The 14869-nt window shown below is 60.7% G+C and carries 19 protein-coding genes and 1 pseudogene; 14 read left to right on the top strand and 6 right to left on the bottom strand.

Annotated elements, in window-relative coordinates; all coding sequences use genetic code 11:
- Positions 1-31 precede the first annotated feature (31 nt).
- Together NQL71_RS25630 and NQL71_RS25625 are read left to right on the top strand one after the other, a co-directional pair.
- On the top strand, positions 32-931 hold the full coding sequence (locus tag NQL71_RS25630; RefSeq protein ID WP_046817556.1) for a polysaccharide deacetylase family protein: 900 nt from the start codon (positions 32-34) through the stop codon (positions 929-931).
- Positions 932-1042: 111 nt separating this feature from the next.
- Positions 1043-1282: a DUF1652 domain-containing protein gene (locus tag NQL71_RS25625; RefSeq protein ID WP_274643558.1), complete on the top strand. Its 240-nt coding sequence runs from the start codon at positions 1043-1045 to the stop codon at positions 1280-1282.
- Between the two features lie 9 nt (positions 1283-1291).
- On the opposite strand, the gene NQL71_RS25620 is transcribed toward NQL71_RS25625, so the two are convergent.
- Positions 1292-2188, bottom strand: coding sequence for a LysR family transcriptional regulator (locus NQL71_RS25620; protein ID WP_046817554.1), 897 nt, complete (start codon positions 2186-2188; stop codon positions 1292-1294).
- Between the two features lie 127 nt (positions 2189-2315).
- Between NQL71_RS25620 and NQL71_RS25615 the strand changes: the two genes are divergently transcribed.
- From NQL71_RS25615 to NQL71_RS25580, 8 genes are all read left to right on the top strand, one after another.
- On the top strand, positions 2316-3455 hold the full coding sequence (locus NQL71_RS25615) for a muconate cycloisomerase family protein (RefSeq protein WP_274643557.1): 1140 nt from the start codon (positions 2316-2318) through the stop codon (positions 3453-3455).
- Between the two features lie 10 nt (positions 3456-3465).
- On the top strand, positions 3466-3756 hold the full coding sequence (gene catC, locus NQL71_RS25610) for a muconolactone Delta-isomerase (RefSeq protein ID WP_008053771.1): 291 nt from the start codon (positions 3466-3468) through the stop codon (positions 3754-3756).
- A gap of 52 nt (positions 3757-3808) precedes the next feature.
- On the top strand, positions 3809-4738 hold the full coding sequence (catA, locus tag NQL71_RS25605; protein ID WP_046817553.1) for a catechol 1,2-dioxygenase: 930 nt from the start codon (positions 3809-3811) through the stop codon (positions 4736-4738).
- A 195-nt stretch (positions 4739-4933) separates the two neighbouring features.
- Positions 4934-5893, top strand: a complete 960-nt coding sequence (locus NQL71_RS25600) for an AraC family transcriptional regulator (RefSeq protein ID WP_046817552.1) — start codon at positions 4934-4936, stop codon at positions 5891-5893.
- Positions 5894-6127: 234 nt separating this feature from the next.
- Complete coding sequence (benA, locus tag NQL71_RS25595) at positions 6128-7492, top strand: benzoate 1,2-dioxygenase large subunit (protein ID WP_274643556.1); 1365 nt, start codon at positions 6128-6130, stop codon at positions 7490-7492.
- On the top strand, positions 7489-7977 hold the full coding sequence (benB, locus tag NQL71_RS25590) for a benzoate 1,2-dioxygenase small subunit (protein WP_046817550.1): 489 nt from the start codon (positions 7489-7491) through the stop codon (positions 7975-7977). Before benA ends, benB begins: the two co-directional genes overlap by 4 nt.
- 10 nt (positions 7978-7987) lie before the next feature.
- Positions 7988-9001 carry a benzoate 1,2-dioxygenase electron transfer component BenC gene (benC, locus tag NQL71_RS25585; RefSeq protein WP_046817549.1) on the top strand — a complete coding sequence of 338 codons (1014 nt, stop codon included), beginning with the start codon at positions 7988-7990 and terminating at the stop codon, positions 8999-9001.
- Between the two features lie 25 nt (positions 9002-9026).
- Positions 9027-9800, top strand: coding sequence for a 1,6-dihydroxycyclohexa-2,4-diene-1-carboxylate dehydrogenase (locus NQL71_RS25580; protein ID WP_046817548.1), 774 nt, complete (start codon positions 9027-9029; stop codon positions 9798-9800).
- 10 nt (positions 9801-9810) lie between these two features.
- On the opposite strand, the gene NQL71_RS25575 is transcribed toward NQL71_RS25580, so the two are convergent.
- The gene (locus NQL71_RS25575; RefSeq protein ID WP_046817547.1) at positions 9811-10173 is read right to left on the bottom strand and encodes an NUDIX hydrolase; all 363 of its coding nucleotides are present in this window, start codon (positions 10171-10173) and stop codon (positions 9811-9813) included.
- A gap of 216 nt (positions 10174-10389) precedes the next feature.
- Here NQL71_RS25575 and NQL71_RS25570 point away from each other — a divergent pair, with 216 nt between their 5' ends.
- The gene (locus tag NQL71_RS25570; RefSeq protein ID WP_046817546.1) at positions 10390-10587 is read left to right on the top strand and encodes a hypothetical protein; all 198 of its coding nucleotides are present in this window, start codon (positions 10390-10392) and stop codon (positions 10585-10587) included.
- Positions 10588-10654: 67 nt separating this feature from the next.
- Here the strand turns inward: NQL71_RS25570 and NQL71_RS25565 are convergent.
- Together NQL71_RS25565 and NQL71_RS25560 are read right to left on the bottom strand one after the other, a co-directional pair.
- A pseudogene (locus tag NQL71_RS25565) lies at positions 10655-10771 on the bottom strand (osmotically-inducible lipoprotein OsmE); the annotation flags it as partial.
- A 13-nt stretch (positions 10772-10784) separates the two neighbouring features.
- Complete coding sequence (locus tag NQL71_RS25560) at positions 10785-11024, bottom strand: hypothetical protein (protein WP_046817545.1); 240 nt, start codon at positions 11022-11024, stop codon at positions 10785-10787.
- A 179-nt stretch (positions 11025-11203) separates the two neighbouring features.
- On the opposite strand from NQL71_RS25560, the gene NQL71_RS25555 reads away from it, so the two are divergent.
- On the top strand, positions 11204-11422 hold the full coding sequence (locus NQL71_RS25555) for a hypothetical protein (protein WP_046817544.1): 219 nt from the start codon (positions 11204-11206) through the stop codon (positions 11420-11422).
- Between the two features lie 73 nt (positions 11423-11495).
- Positions 11496-11834: a hypothetical protein gene (locus tag NQL71_RS25550; RefSeq protein WP_046817543.1), complete on the top strand. Its 339-nt coding sequence runs from the start codon at positions 11496-11498 to the stop codon at positions 11832-11834.
- A gap of 3 nt (positions 11835-11837) precedes the next feature.
- Here NQL71_RS25550 and NQL71_RS25545 read toward each other — a convergent pair whose 3' ends face one another.
- The gene (locus tag NQL71_RS25545; protein ID WP_046817542.1) at positions 11838-12407 is read right to left on the bottom strand and encodes an RrF2 family transcriptional regulator; all 570 of its coding nucleotides are present in this window, start codon (positions 12405-12407) and stop codon (positions 11838-11840) included.
- A 289-nt stretch (positions 12408-12696) separates the two neighbouring features.
- Between NQL71_RS25545 and NQL71_RS25540 the strand changes: the two genes are divergently transcribed.
- On the top strand, positions 12697-13899 hold the full coding sequence (locus tag NQL71_RS25540; RefSeq protein WP_077186072.1) for an NAD(P)/FAD-dependent oxidoreductase: 1203 nt from the start codon (positions 12697-12699) through the stop codon (positions 13897-13899).
- A gap of 135 nt (positions 13900-14034) precedes the next feature.
- Here NQL71_RS25540 and NQL71_RS25535 read toward each other — a convergent pair whose 3' ends face one another.
- Positions 14035-14637, bottom strand: a complete 603-nt coding sequence (locus tag NQL71_RS25535; protein WP_077186073.1) for a helix-turn-helix domain-containing protein — start codon at positions 14635-14637, stop codon at positions 14035-14037.
- Positions 14638-14869: the final 232 nt, after the last annotated feature.

The following is a 14869-nucleotide window of genomic DNA, read 5'->3' as shown; positions in this document are numbered from 1 at the left end:
AAGGTTGAAAGGGGCTACCCCAAGGCGAAACATGAAACAGTTGTTCAAGGTTCTATCGGTGTGCGCCCTGGCAGTCGGCCTGCTGGGTTGTATCGCCGCGCCCATTGAAATGACGCCGCAAACCGAACAGGCTTTGCGCACGCAACCACCGATCCGCTTTTTGCTGACGTTCGACGATGGCCCCAGCGCCTCGAGTTTCTGGAACCCGACCGAGACCGTGCTCGACAGCCTGGCGATCAATGCGCTGCAACCGGGCATCAAGGCGGTGTTTTTCGTCCAGACCCGCGCCCCACGGGCCGGCAACAGTGATATCGGGCGGGCGGTCATGCATCGCGAACGCGATGCCGGGCATATCCTGGCCTTCCACACGGCCACGCCTTCGCACACCAATCACCGTTCGCTCGACGATCAGGCGCTGGAGCAGGCGCTCACCGAGGGTTGTGCCGACATCGCCGCGATCACAGGTGCGCCGCCGACCCTGTTGCGTCCGCCATTCTGGAGCTATGACAAACGCACGTTCGCCGCGTACCAGCAGCATGGCCTGCATGTGCTGCTGACCGACCTGAGCGCCAACGACGGCAAGATCTGGGGCTTCAACGCCAGCCCCCGGCGCCGCGCCCACATGCTGCGTTCGCTGTCCGAAGTGCGCGAGCGCATTGCCCGCGGCGAGCTGCCGGTGGTGGACGGGGTGATTCCGGTGGTGGTGACCTTCCACGACCTCAATCGCTATACCGCCCGGCATACCCGCGAATACCTGCAGATCCTGCTCGACAGTGCCCGGGCGACGGGTGTGAGCACCGCTCCTGTGCCGTTTTACGACGACACCGCCGCGCTGCAACGGGCCGCCATGGCGCGTACGCTGCGCGACAGTTCACAGCCGGCGCAACTGCCGGGCATCTGGAACTGGATCTGGAAAGACAACAGCCATTGAACAAAGGCTGGAAAATGAGAAGCAGATAACATTAATCACTGCAGCAGAATCGGAGAATCGCCTCTATTCTCATTGGGTCCGTTTCGATCAATTGCCACGGAGGCATCGGCCATGGTTCCCATTTCAGTGCTTTGCAACATCGTAGAGTCCGGTTTCGAGCCCCTGGCTTGCGAGTGCACGGAGAGCGGCGGGCTGCTGCGCATCGAGGTCTTTGAGCCCGCCAGCGGGCAAGTCAAGTTGATGATCGCCGGTGTTTCGACCGAGCGGTTGACCAGCGTACGGACCATTTCCGACTTTATTGCTGAATTGCGCACCGAGATCAGCGCCGGGCGCCGGGCTTTTGCCGGTTGAGGCTCGGCGCTACAAGGGCGTGATTGTCTGAGGCAACAGGTCGTCGATCACCCGCAAGCAATGATTCAACCCTGGTGACACGTCGCCCACCCGCCGGCTGAGAATGATCGGCGAGGTGGCGTTGTCTTCCAGCAGCGGGGTGAAACCGATGTCGTCGCGGTGCACCAACTGCACCGAGGCTGGCACCAGCGTGATCCCGATCCCGGCTCCCACCAACCCGATCGCCGTTTGCAGCTCATTGGTCCATTGCGCCACATGGATGCTCACCCCATAGGATTCGAACAGCGCGATCACGTGGTCGGCATAGCTGGGGCGCGGGTTGCCGGGGTACAGCACGAAGGGCTCCCGGGCCAGGTCGCGCAGGCTCACGGGGCCAGCCAGCAGCGGGTGCCCGGCGGGGAGGGCAGCCACCAGACGGTCTTCGGTGAGCACGCTCTGGATGATGGCCGGATCGTCGATGCGAATGCGACCGAAGCCGACATCGATGCGCCCCGCCTTGAGCGCCTGGACCTGCTGCAACGTGGTCATCTCCGACAGCCCGAGTTCCAGCTCCAGCGGTTCTCCGCTGCGCAAGCGGCGAATCAGTTGCGGCAGTACGCCGTACAGCGTCGATGGCGCAAAGCCGATCCCCAGCCAGGTCTTCTCCCCCAGGCCAATGCGCCGCGTGTTGTCGCAGACCTTGTGCAACTGGTCGAGCAGGGCGGTCGAGTGCTCATGGAAAAACCGTCCGGCGTCGGTCAGCCTCAGCGGCCGGCCACGCTCGAGCAGCATCACCCCCAGTTCATCCTCCAGTTGCTGGATCTGCCGGCTCAAGGGCGGCTGGGCGATGTGCAGCCGTTCAGCGGCGCGGGTGAAATTGAGGGTTTGAGCCAACACCTGAAAGTAACGTAGGTGACGCAGTTCCATGGAGCCTCCGGATCTTCAGTGGTTGCATACCTTCAAGGTATCAAACCAGACCAATTCTATATTGGCCGCCCGGAAAAAGCCGTATGAGAATCGGACCCAGAACTTCAAGAACCTGACGGGTATCGAAATGCTTGCTACAGCCATTGAATCGATCGAGACGATTATCGTCGATCTGCCGACCATCCGCCCGCACAAGCTGGCGATGCACACCATGCAGAACCAGACCCTGGTGGTCATTCGCGTGCGCTGCGCCGATGGCATCGAAGGTATCGGCGAATCCACCACCATTGGTGGCCTGGCCTATGGCAACGAAAGCCCCGACAGCATCAAGACCAACATCGACAAGCACTTCGCACCGCTGTTGATCGGCCAGGACAGCGCCAATGTCAACGCGGCGATGTTGCGCCTGGAGCGCAGTATCCGTGGCAACACCTTCGCCAAATCCGGCCTGGAAACCGCGCTGCTCGACGCCCAGGGCAAGCGCCTTGGCCTGCCAGTCAGCGAATTGCTGGGCGGTCGCGTGCGTGACTCGCTGCCCGTGGCCTGGACCCTGGCCAGTGGCGATACCGAGAAGGACATCGCCGAAGCGGAAAAAATGCTCGACCTGCGCCGCCATCGCATCTTCAAACTGAAAATCGGTGCCGGCGAAGTCAATCGCGACCTGGCCCACGTGATCGCGATCAAGAAAGCCCTCGGCGATCGCGCGAGCGTCAGGGTCGACGTCAACCAGGCATGGGACGAAGCGGTGGCCTTGCGTGCCTGCCGGGTCCTGGGAACCAACGGCATCGACCTGATCGAACAGCCGATCTCGCGTAACAACCGCGCTGGCATGGCACGCCTGAATGCCATGAGCCCGGCGCCGATCATGGCCGACGAATCCATCGAGTGCGTGGAAGACGCCTTCAACCTGGCGCGCGAAGGCGCGGCCTCGGTGTTTGCCCTGAAGATCGCCAAGAACGGCGGCCCGCGCGCCGTGTTGCGCACCGCCTCGATCGCCGAAGCGGCCGGTATCGCCCTGTACGGCGGCACCATGCTCGAAGGCGGGATCGGCACCATGGCCTCGGCCCATGCTTTCGTCACCCTGAACAAACTGGCGTGGGACACCGAGCTGTTCGGTCCGCTGCTGCTGACCGAGGACATTCTCAGTGAGCCGCTGGTCTATCGCGATTTCGAACTGCATGTACCCATCACGCCGGGTCTGGGCCTGAGCCTGGATGAGGAGCGCCTGGCGTTCTTCCGTCGCGACAAGACTATTCATCAAGCCTGAGGAGAGCATTATGCTGTTCCACGTAAAAATGACCGTGAACCTGCCGGTCGACATGAATCCTGAAGCGGCGGCCAAGCTCAAGGCCGACGAAAAGGCCCTGGCCCAGCGCCTGCAAGAGCAGGGCAAGTGGCGTCACCTGTGGCGCATCGCCGGCCACTATGCCAACTACAGCGTGTTCGATGTCGACAGCGTCCAGGAGCTGCATGACCTGCTGATGCAACTGCCGCTGTTTCCGTACATGGCCATCGAGATCGACGCGATGTGCCGGCATCCTTCTTCCATCCGTGACGATGACCGCTGAGCCCAGCCTGTCCAGCGCGCTACGCTAATAATTACAAGATGAGGAACCCAGAATGAACGTCAAGATTTCCCACACTGCCGAAGTCCAGAAATTTCTCGAAGAGGCCAGCGGCCTGCACAATGATGCCGGCAGCCCACGCACCAAGGCCTTGATCTACCGCATCCTGCGTGACTCGGTGAACATCATCGAAGACCTGGCGGTTACCCCGGAAGAGTTCTGGAAAGCGGTCAACTACCTGAACGTGCTGGGTGCACGCCAGGAAGCCGGGCTGGTGGTGGCCGGTCTCGGCCTGGAGCACTACCTCGACCTGCTGATGGACGCCGAAGACGAGCAGGCCGGCAAGTCCGGCGGCACCCCGCGCACCATCGAAGGCCCGCTGTACGTGGCCGGCGCACCGCTGTCCCAGGGCGAAGCGCGCCTGGACGACGGCGTCGATCCAGGTGTGACCCTGTTCATGCAAGGTCGCGTGTTCAACACCGCCGGCGAACCCCTGGCCGGTGCCGTGGTGGACGTGTGGCACGCCAACACCGGTGGTACCTACTCGTACTTCGACCCAACGCAATCGGAATTCAACCTGCGTCGCCGCATCGTCACCGACGCCGAAGGCCGCTACCGTTTCCGCAGCATCGTGCCGTCGGGCTACGGCTGCCCACCGGATGGTCCGACCCAGCAACTGCTCGATCAACTGGGCCGTCATGGCCAGCGCCCGGCGCACGTGCACTTCTTCATTTCCGCGGCGGATCATCGCCACCTAACGACCCAGATCAACCTGGATGGCGAGAAGTACCTGCATGACGACTTCGCCTACGCCACCCGTGATGAGCTGATCGCCAAGATCACTTTCAGCGACGATCAACAGCGCGCGGCGGCCCATGGTGTCAGCGGTCGTTTTGCCGAAATCGAATTCGATTTCACCCTGCAGTCGTCCGCCCAGCCGGAAGAGCAACAGCGCCACGAGCGGGTTCGCGCACTGGAAGACTGATCGCACGACCCTGTGGGAGCGAGCCTGCTCGCGAAGACGGAGTCAGCGTCAACATCAATGTTGACTGACATTCCGCTTTCGCGAGCAGGCTCGCTCCCACATGGGTTTCGGTTAGCTGTCTGGAAAATCTCTGGCGACTGATGCAGTGTTCTAGAATGGCTCGATGCAATCCATAATAACAATGAGAGTGACCCGATTATGCAAACTCAACTGTTGAGTCAGCGCAGCAGAGTATTCGACCATGCCGACCCCTACGCGGTGTCGGGCTACGTCAATCAGCACGTCGGTAATCACTGCATCCTCATGCCCCGCGCCGGTCGCCCCCTGGCCAGCCTCGATCATCGTAAATTCGCCAGTCTCGACCTGTGCCGCATCAGCTACGGTGCCAGTGTGCGGGTGACGTCCGGCGCGCTGGAGAGCATCTACCACCTGCAAGTGCTGCTGCGCGGCAACTGCCTGTGGCGTGGTCACGGCCAGGAACACTACTTCGCCCCCGGCGAACTGTTGCTGATCAACCCAGACGATCCGGTGGACCTGACGTATTCTGCCGATTGCGAAAAATTCATCCTCAAAGTCCCGACCCGCTTGTTCGAGTCCGTCTGCGATGAGCAGCGCTGGCGCTATCCGGGGCAGGGCGTGCGGTTCCTGGAAAACCGTTATCAGCTCGATGAACTGGAAGGATTCGTCAACCTGCTGGCAATGATCTGCCAGGAGGCCGAGTCCACCGAGCAGATTCCCAGGGTGCAGGAACATTACACGCAGATCATCGTCAGCAAGATGCTCAGCCTGATGAAAACCAATGTCTGCCGCCTTGAACTGGGCTCGCAGACGGCGACCTTCGAGGCGATTGCCGATTACATCGCCAATAACCTCAAGCAGGACATCGACAGCGAAGAACTGGCGCGCCAGGCGCACATGAGCCTGCGTTCGCTGTACGGCCTGTTCGAACGCAACGCCGGCGTGACGCCGAAAAACTACCTGCGCCAGAAACGTCTGGAGCGCATCAACGCCTGCCTGAGCGACCCGACCTGCAACGTGCGCAACGTTACCGAGGTGGCGATGGACTACGGCTTCCTGCACCTGGGCCGGTTCTCCGACAGCTACCGCAAGCAGTTCGGCGAGTTGCCGTCCGACACCCTCAAGCGCCGCCACTGAGTCAACCCGACCCCCTGTAGGAGCTGGCTTGCCAGCGAAGGCGGCGTATCAGGCGACATTGAAGTTGCCTGACCCACCGCTTTCGCTGGCAAGCCAGCTCCTACAAAGGGGGGGCGGTGTCCATCCCAAGCCCCTGCACAAAACGGATAAAGGTCTGCACCCCGCGGATAGTCCGCCCCATCGCCCCGTCCTAGCATGACCCCTGCCTGAACAATAACAATGGAGGCGGCGGCCATGACCCTGCGACCTGAATATTTGCAATCCCTGCTTGAAGACGACCCAGAGCAGGGCATCTATCGCTGCAAGCGCGAGATGTTCACCGACCCCCGGTTGTTCGATCTGGAGATGGAACACATCTTCGAAGGCAACTGGCTGTACCTGGCGCACGAAAGCCAGATCCCCAACATCAACGATTTCTACACCACCACCATGGGGCGCCAGTCGATCTTCATCGCGCGCAACAAGGACGGTGTGCTGAACGCGTTCATCAACGCCTGCAGTCATCGCGGCGCGACCCTGTGCCGGCATAAATCCGGCAACAAAAGCTCGTACACCTGCCCGTTCCACGGCTGGACGTTCAACAACTCCGGCAAGCTGCTCAAGGTCAAGGATCCGGCCCAGGCGGGCTACCCGGCGAGCTTCAACTGCGAAGGCTCCCACGACCTGACCAAGGTTGCGCGCTTCGAGTCCTATCGCGGCTTCCTGTTCGGCAGCCTCAAGGCTGATGTGGTGCCGCTGGTCGAGCACCTGGGCGAGTCGGCGAAGATCATCGACATGATCGTCGACCAGTCCGCCGACGGCCTGGAAGTGCTGCGCGGTTCTTCCAGCTACATCTACGAAGGCAACTGGAAACTCACCGCCGAAAACGGTGCCGACGGTTACCACGTCAGCTCCGTGCACTGGAACTACGCAGCCACCCAGAACCAGCGCAAACAGCGCGAAGCCGGTGACACCAACCCGACCATGAGCGCCGGTAGCTGGGCCAAGCAGGGCGGTGGTTTTTACTCCTTCGACAAAGGCCACATGCTGCTCTGGACCCGCTGGGCCAACCCCGAGGACCGTCCACTGTACGAACGTCGCGACGAGCTCGCCCAGGACTTCGGCAAGGCCCGCGCCGACTGGATGATCGAGAACTCGCGCAACCTGTGCCTGTACCCCAACGTGTACCTGATGGACCAGTTCAGCTCGCAGATCCGTATCGCCCGGCCGATCTCGGTCAACCGCACGGAGATCACCATCTATTGCATCGCCCCCAAAGGCGAAAGCGACCACGCGCGTTCGAGCCGGATTCGTCAGTACGAAGATTTCTTCAACGTCAGCGGCATGGCCACGCCGGACGACCTGGAAGAATTCCGCTCCTGCCAGACCAGCTACCAGGGCAGCGTCACCACCTGGAACGACATGTCCCGTGGCGCCGAGCACTGGATCGAAGGCGCTGACGAGGCGGCCAAGGAAATCGACCTGCACCCGCTGCTCAGCGGCGTGCGTACCGAAGACGAAGGCCTGTTCGTGCTGCAACACAAGTACTGGCAGCAGACCATGCTCAAGGCCTTGGCGGCCGAGCAGTCGAAACTGATCGCCGTGGAGGACGTGCAATGACCCTTTCCTATGAAGCGGTGCGCGACTTCCTCTATCGTGAAGCACGCTACCTCGACGACCGCCAGTGGGACGAATGGCTGGAAATGTACGCCCCCGACGCGACGTACTGGATGCCGTCCTGGGACGACAACGACGAACTGACCGAGGACCCGCAGCGGGAAATCTCGTTGATCTGGTACGGCAACCGCACGGGCCTGGAAGACCGCGTGTTCCGCATCAAGACCGAGCGTTCCAGTGCCAGCGTGCCGGACACCCGCACGTCCCACAACATCAGCAACATCGAGCTGCTCGAACAAGCCGACGGCCTGTGCAAGGTGCGCTTCAACTGGCACACCCTGAGCTTTCGCTACAAGACCGTCGACAGCTATTTCGGCAGCAGTTTCTACACCCTCGACGTGCGCGGTGAAAACCCGCTGATCAAGGCCAAGAAAGTGATCCTGAAGAACGACTACGTTCGCCAGGTCATCGATGTTTACCACTTGTGAGGCAGCCGTCATGACCCATTCCATTGCGTTCAATTTCGAAGACGGCGTCACCCGGTTCATCGACGCCAATGCCGGCGAAACCGTGGCCGATGCCGCTTACCGCCAGGGCATCAATATTCCGCTGGACTGCCGCGACGGCGCCTGCGGCACCTGCAAGTGCTTTGCCGAAGCGGGCAGCTACGATCTGGGTGAGGAATACATCGAAGATGCCCTCAGCCCCGAAGAGGCCGGGCAGGGTTATGTCCTGACCTGCCAGATGCGCGCCAAGAGCGATTGCGTGGTGCGGGTGCCGGTGTCCTCGGATGTCTGCCGTACAAGCCAGGCCAGCTATGACGCCACCATCAGCGCCGTGCGCCAGTTGTCCGACAGCACCATCGCCCTGTCGATCAAGGGCGAGTCCTTGAGCAAATTGGCGTTCCTGCCAGGCCAATATGTGAACCTCGGCGTTCCCGGCAGCGAGCAGACCCGCGCCTATTCGTTCAGTTCGCTGCAGCGCGACGGTGAAGTCAGCTTCCTGATTCGCAACGTGCCTGGTGGCCTGATGAGCAGCTTCCTTACCGGCATGGCCAAGGCCGGCGACAGCATGAGCCTGGCAGGTCCTTTGGGCAGTTTTTATCTGCGCGATATCCGTCGGCCGTTGTTGCTGCTGGCCGGCGGCACCGGGCTGGCGCCGTTCACCGCGATGCTGGAGAAGATCGCCGAGCAGGGCAGTGAGCACCCGCTGCACCTGATCTACGGCGTGACCAACGACTTCGACCTGGTGGAACTCGACCGCCTGGAAGCCTTCGCCGCGCGCATCCCCAACTTCACCTACAGCGCCTGCGTGGCCAACCCGGACAGCCAGCACCCGCGCAAGGGCTACGTGACCCAGCATATCGAGCCCGGGCACTTGAACGACGGCGACGTCGATGTGTACCTGTGCGGTCCGCCGCCGATGGTCGAGGCGGTCAGCCAGTTCATTCGTGAGCAGGGCATTGCGCCGGCCAATTTCTACTATGAGAAATTCGCCGCCAGCGCGGCCTGAGACCCAGAAAACCCACGAGGTACACATGAACAGATTCCACGACAAAGTCGCGCTGATCACCGGGGCTGCACAAGGTATCGGTCGGCGCGTTGCCGAGCGCATGGCCGCTGAAGGCGCGAAGCTGATCCTGGTCGATCGCTCCGACCTGGTGTTCGAGGTGCAGGAGCAATTGGCCCTGCACAGCCAGGTCCTGGCCCTGACCGCCGACCTTGAGCAATACGAGGAATGCAATCGGGTCATGCAAGCGGCCGTCGAGCGTTTTGCTCGTCTCGATGTGCTGGTCAATAACGTCGGCGGGACCATCTGGGCCAAGCCGTTCGAGCACTACGAAGCGTCGCAGATCGAGGCCGAGGTGCGCCGTTCGCTGTTTCCGACCCTGTGGTGCTGCCATGCCGCCTTGCCGTACATGCTGGAGCAGGGCAGTGGTGCGATCGTCAACGTGTCGTCGATCGCCACCCGCAGCGTCAACCGTGTGCCCTACGGTGCAGCCAAGGGCGGGGTGAACGCGCTGACCGCTTGCCTGGCGTTCGAAACCGCCGGTCGTGGTGTCCGGGTCAATGCCACTGCCCCCGGCGGCACCGAGGCACCGCCACGGCGAGTGCCGCGCAACGCGGCCGAGCAGACTGAGCAAGAGAAGGACTGGTACCAGCAGATCGTCGATCAGACCCTCGATAGCAGCCTGATGAAGCGCTACGGCACCCTCGACGAGCAGGCCGCTGCGATTCTGTTCCTGGCCAGCGACGAGGCGTCCTACATCACCGGCATGGTCATGCCGGTGGGCGGTGGCGACCAGGGCTGAAGCGCGAGGCCTAAAGGCGACGCCGAAATGCGCTGATGATTCGCAGCGTGGCGTCGCTGGGGTTGAGGTTCTGCACCGAGTCCAGCGGGAACCAGAGGCAATCGAAGATCTCGTTTTGCGGTCGCGCCTGATCTGGACTCGACAACGATGCTTCGTAGACATGGTGTCGGGTACCCCCCGATTCCAGTTCCATCAGGTACAGCATATCGTCGGCACCCAGTCCGGTTTCTTCCTGCAACTCGCGCGCGGCGGCATCCTGCGCGGTCTCACCGGGTTCAACCTTGCCGCCGGGCAACATCCAGCGACTCCTGGGCTTGCGCACCATGAGGACGTGCCGGTCTTGCTCGCAAATGACGGTTGCGCGTACTTTCATTTGTAAGTTCAATCCAGGGCTGTCACAAAATGGTAACAAAAATGCAATATACGGGCCGCAACCCATTGCCTGTTTCCTGGACATTTGGAGTTGCATAGTTGTCTAAAAGTGCAATCCCGTTGCCGCAGTCCTGATTCGACGTCTGGTCGGCATCTTCACGGCAGGGGGTGTAAGGTAGGCAAGTCAATCCTGATCACTGCCAAGGTGGAGGTGACTATGAGCGTTCCGATGTTGAACAAGATGCACATGAACGGTTACGACGTACTAAGTGTGAATAACGGCCCGTGGCGCGTCTGCACCCAAGGCGACCGGCTTGGCTCGTTTGCCAGTCGGGAAGAAGCGCTGGCTTTTGCGGCTGCGCTGCCTGGTTATAAAACCCGTTCAAACAAGCCTCGCAATCAGCAAGCGACATGAAGGCAGGTGCAAAGCCCCGGTTCACCGGGGCTTTTTCTTTAGGATAACGACGCGATAGCCGTCGCTGCTGCGGGACGGTTGCCTTGCTCATCCCGGTCTCGACCTTTGCCACCAGCGGCTGATCCTGATAGACCTGCGAATCGGTGCTGCAGCCCGCCAGCACCGTGACCAGTGCCTTGTTCACGGCATGACACCCGCTATTTATCCTTGTTTCGACTGATGATCTTGGCCTTCACTTCCTCGGCATAACCCGACAGCCGTTGTTCATCGCCCTGAAACAAATCGCACAGGCGCCTCACGGCTTCTGCGTCGACATCGTTGCCCGACAGGCGCAGTTGTTCGGCGATGCGCAGCAGCTCTACCGCCGACCAGCGCAGGTCCGATGCCAGCCCTTGCAGATCACGCCGAAGCGTCTGTTCATGTTCGTTGAGCCACATGATGATCTCCCGTAAGGTTGTGCTACCCAATTTTAGACCCTATCCCGTGGCGGGGCGTTGTGTTCGTCTGATGCCAAAGGGCTACCTTCGGTCGGGAATTTTGCGCGGTCCGGAAGATTGGCCGTCGTTTGCTGTCGTAGTGAAGTGCCGACATTTTACCAGGGCAGGGTCCGTTCAAAATGACGACAACCGATGACTTCCGGGCGCATGCCCAGGCACTGAAAGCCGATCTGGATGCGGCCACCAGCGAGATGATGAATCTCATTTCCGGGCACCAGTTCAGCGGGCCGGAGTGGGAGAGGGTCAGTCAATGGCAGCACGACGCCTTCGAACGATGGACGACCTATCTCAACAAGCGCTCCTACCCGGATCCCGGCGATAACGGCATGAGCCCTTGAGGCTCGATGCAACAAAATGGCTGTCAGTGCGACAACAGGCTACATTTTATTTTTTCAGGTTTAAGGATGTTTCATGAGTCGAATGTTGATGGGGGGAGTGGTAATGGCGTTGTTGTCGGGGTGTTCGTTGCCGGCGTCCCTGGTGCCAGGGGAGCCGAACTACAACAAGCCGAGCGACAAGGTACCCAAGGACGTCGCCGCGTGTGTATTGCCGGCATGGCAAAAGGATGTAGCCAAGACGACTCAGACATCGATTTCCAACGGCTACCGGATCACCGCGCCGAGCATCATAACGGCCGATGAGGTGCTGGATATCGTCAAGTACAAGGATGGCAGCCGGGTTTCGCTATACCAGGGGCCGCCTTGGGCAAAGTCAGCGGCAATGCGCCAGGCAGTGCGGGACTGCCTGTAGGGGTTAGTCGCCGATCTCGGTGACCTTGATTAGCTGAGCGTCATTGTCCTGGGCATTGGCGGTACCTTTCTTTTCTCGCCGATCACTCATCCAGTTTTCGACCTGCGCACTGAACTGCGCCGGTGCCTTTCGTCCGACCCTCCTGGCGATATCCAGGATGGTCTGTTGGGCGAGGGCTTCTTCCATGCGCTTCTGCGCAGTCAACATGGCGGCGTGTACCGAGCAAGGGCCGTCCAGCGCCCATTCGGGAGCCTGGCCTTCAAATAACGCGCAGCGACCGCGGATTTCCCGGCATTCGAAAATCGCCTTGCGCCCGTCGATGGCATTGACGATGTCCAGCAGGCTGATCTCATCGGCCGGCCGCGCCAGCTTGAAACCACCCCGCACGCCTTCGGTGGCGACCACCAGTTTTGCCTTGGCCAGTTTGGTGAAGATTTTCGCCAGATAGTCCAGCGGCACGCCTTGCAACTCTGCAAGGTCGCGCACGCTTGCCTCGCGGGTCTCACCGCCGTTGCCCACCAGGAAAATCAGGCAGTGAATACCGTACTCGACGCCCGCGCTGTAAAGAGACATATCTATATCCGACAAATGTTGTCGCAAATACTAGCAGTTGAGCCTTATGCCGGGCAACGATTGCGATTTTCTCCAGGCGCTGCAAAAGCCTCGGCAGCATCGGATTCAGTGCGGTTTGGCCGGTGTATCGATGGCGTCGATTCGAACCATTGAAAAAAACACCTTGCCCGATTTAACTACGATCAATAAAGTCGTAGTTATCAGGTCGGGAGCGCAGACGCCTCCGAGAGAACGCGAGTGCCTACCCCTGAGCCCATTTCATTGCCTGGTTTTTCCCCTGGAGTAAAAAATGAAACAACGCATTCTGGTCATTGGCGCAGGTTTTGGTGGCATGTGGAGCGCTTTGAGCGCCACTCGCCTGTTCGATATCCACGGCCACCATGACGTTGAGGTGACGGTACTGGCACCTCAGGCCGAACTGCGTGTGCGACCACGCTTCTATGAGCCAAACGCCCATCAACTGGCGGCGCCCATCGGCGAGCTGTTTGATGAAGTCGGTGTCAAGTTCATCAAGGGGGCTGCCGAGACCATCGATGTCGAGCAGAAACGAGTGGGTTACGTTGACGCCCAAGGCGAAAAACACCTCTTCATCTACGACAAACTCGTTCTGGCCACCGGCAGCCGTCTCGCACTGCCTGGCACCCCGGGTGTGGCCGAACATGCGTTCGACGTCGATCAGATCGAGCAGGCCATGCGCCTGGAAGCCCACCTCAAGTCCCTGGTCAACCAACCGCAGAGCCAGGCTCGCAACACGGTGGTGGTGGCCGGCGGTGGTTTTACCGGCATCGAAACGGCGACTGAAATGCCCACTCGCTTGCGCGCCATCCTCGGCGAGGGGGCGGACTTCAAGGTGATCATCGTCGATCGTGGCAGCAAGGTTGGCGGCTCCATGGGCCCGCAAATCGCTGAGAAGATCGTCGAAGCCAGTGAGGAAACCGGCGTCAATTGGTACCTCAACGCCTCGGTGGTCGCCGTCGACGAAAACGGTGTGACCCTGTCCGACGGCCAGCGCATCGACGCCCGGACCGTGATCTGGACCACCGGCGTGCGTGCCAGCTCGCTGACCGAGCAGATCCCCGCCGAACGCGACCACCTGGGCCGGCTGCACGTCGATGCTCATTTGCAGGTCATCGGTCAGCCCGACATCTTCGCCACCGGCGACGTCGCCTACGCCGCCTCCGATGACATCGGCAACTACGCGCTGATGACCTGCCAGCACGCCATCGCGCTGGGCCGGCATGCCGGCAACAACGTTGCCGCGCAGATCCTCGGCGTGGACCCGACGCCGTACAGCCAGCCCAAATACGTGACCTGCCTGGATCTGGGGACTTGGGGAGCGGTCTACACCGAGGGTTGGGATCGCCAGGTCAAGCTGACCCGCCAGGAAGGCAAGTCGCTGAAGACCCAGATCAACACCGTGTGGATCTACCCGCCGGCGGCCAACCGCGAAAGCGCATTGGCGGCAGCGGATCCGTTGATTCCGGTTGCGTGAAGGCGGTGAGGTTGGGTAATTAAAAAAATCCCGCCTGGCGAGATCCGGGCGGGGATCGTTCCCACGGAGCGTGGGAACGATCATGTGTTCACTTGGGATCAGGTCGGCTCGTAGGCTGCCTCGCCTTGGCTGATCCTACGAGTCGTTCCCATAGTTCATGATCGACAGCAACCGGATCGGCACCTGCACCAACTCCTCCGGCCCATGGGGAATTTCCCCTTCGAAGGTCAGGCTGTCCCCAGCCTCCATGCGATACAGCTGATTGCCATGGCGATAAATCAGCTCGCCTTCCAGCAAATGCAAAAACTCCGTCCCCGGGTGGGAAAAGGTCGGAAACTCTTCGCTGGCGTCATCCATGCTCACCATATAGGCCTCGAAACTTTTCTTCGGTCCACGGGTGTGATTGAGCAAATGGTAGGTATGACCTTTCTCGGTCCCGCGGCGAACCACCTCCATCCCCTGATCGGCCTTGACCAATAACGCGCTGCCATCCTGCTGGTCGTACTCGCTGAACAGTTTCGACATAGGCAGGCCCAGCACGTCACACAGGCGGCTGAGGGTGTCGAGGCTGGTGGAGACCTGGGCGTTTTCGATCTTGCTCAACATGCCCTGGCTGATATCGGCAATCTTCGCCACATCGGCCAGTTTCAGGTCCTGGGCCTGGCGCTGGCGCTTGATCTGCAAACCCAGGTATTGCTCAAGCTTGAGGCGCGGGGCAGTTTCGGTCGGCATAGTCATCGGATCCTGCACACTTTCCGTTCAGTAATATTAGTTTCGCACTGAGAAAGTGCAAGTCGCGGCGTCGGGGGATGCTGCATCCGCCGGGCAATATTCCCATGGGGAAAAGAATTTTCCCATATAAACAGCGCAGATAACATTTTTCGCCCACTGCTCGCGAAGCTGGCAAGGGCCTTGCATTCCTATAGGGAAACAAACTTTCTTTTCAGGAATAAAGAGAAAGTCAGGGCCA

This window comes from Pseudomonas serbica, assembly GCF_028823535.1.
GTDB lineage: Bacteria > Pseudomonadota > Gammaproteobacteria > Pseudomonadales > Pseudomonadaceae > Aquipseudomonas > Aquipseudomonas serbica.
The sequence above is the reverse complement of the archived record's forward strand: the minus strand, read 5'-3'. Positions and strand labels throughout refer to the sequence as shown.

Coding starts and splice junctions, on each gene's coding strand:
- NQL71_RS25630 (WP_046817556.1), top strand. CDS start 32: ATGAAACAGTTGTTCAAGGTTCTATCGGTGTGCGCCCTGGCAGTCGGC.
- NQL71_RS25625 (WP_274643558.1), top strand. CDS start 1,043: ATGGTTCCCATTTCAGTGCTTTGCAACATCGTAGAGTCCGGTTTCGAG.
- NQL71_RS25620 (WP_046817554.1), bottom strand. CDS start 2,188: ATGGAACTGCGTCACCTACGTTACTTTCAGGTGTTGGCTCAAACCCTC.
- NQL71_RS25615 (WP_274643557.1), top strand. CDS start 2,316: ATGCTTGCTACAGCCATTGAATCGATCGAGACGATTATCGTCGATCTG.
- catC (WP_008053771.1), top strand. CDS start 3,466: ATGCTGTTCCACGTAAAAATGACCGTGAACCTGCCGGTCGACATGAAT.
- catA (WP_046817553.1), top strand. CDS start 3,809: ATGAACGTCAAGATTTCCCACACTGCCGAAGTCCAGAAATTTCTCGAA.
- benA (WP_274643556.1), top strand. CDS start 6,128: ATGACCCTGCGACCTGAATATTTGCAATCCCTGCTTGAAGACGACCCA.
- benB (WP_046817550.1), top strand. CDS start 7,489: ATGACCCTTTCCTATGAAGCGGTGCGCGACTTCCTCTATCGTGAAGCA.
- benC (WP_046817549.1), top strand. CDS start 7,988: ATGACCCATTCCATTGCGTTCAATTTCGAAGACGGCGTCACCCGGTTC.
- NQL71_RS25580 (WP_046817548.1), top strand. CDS start 9,027: ATGAACAGATTCCACGACAAAGTCGCGCTGATCACCGGGGCTGCACAA.
- NQL71_RS25575 (WP_046817547.1), bottom strand. CDS start 10,173: ATGAAAGTACGCGCAACCGTCATTTGCGAGCAAGACCGGCACGTCCTC.
- NQL71_RS25570 (WP_046817546.1), top strand. CDS start 10,390: ATGAGCGTTCCGATGTTGAACAAGATGCACATGAACGGTTACGACGTA.
- NQL71_RS25560 (WP_046817545.1), bottom strand. CDS start 11,024: ATGTGGCTCAACGAACATGAACAGACGCTTCGGCGTGATCTGCAAGGG.
- NQL71_RS25555 (WP_046817544.1), top strand. CDS start 11,204: ATGACGACAACCGATGACTTCCGGGCGCATGCCCAGGCACTGAAAGCC.
- NQL71_RS25550 (WP_046817543.1), top strand. CDS start 11,496: ATGAGTCGAATGTTGATGGGGGGAGTGGTAATGGCGTTGTTGTCGGGG.
- NQL71_RS25545 (WP_046817542.1), bottom strand. CDS start 12,407: ATGTCTCTTTACAGCGCGGGCGTCGAGTACGGTATTCACTGCCTGATT.
- NQL71_RS25540 (WP_077186072.1), top strand. CDS start 12,697: ATGAAACAACGCATTCTGGTCATTGGCGCAGGTTTTGGTGGCATGTGG.
- NQL71_RS25535 (WP_077186073.1), bottom strand. CDS start 14,637: ATGACTATGCCGACCGAAACTGCCCCGCGCCTCAAGCTTGAGCAATAC.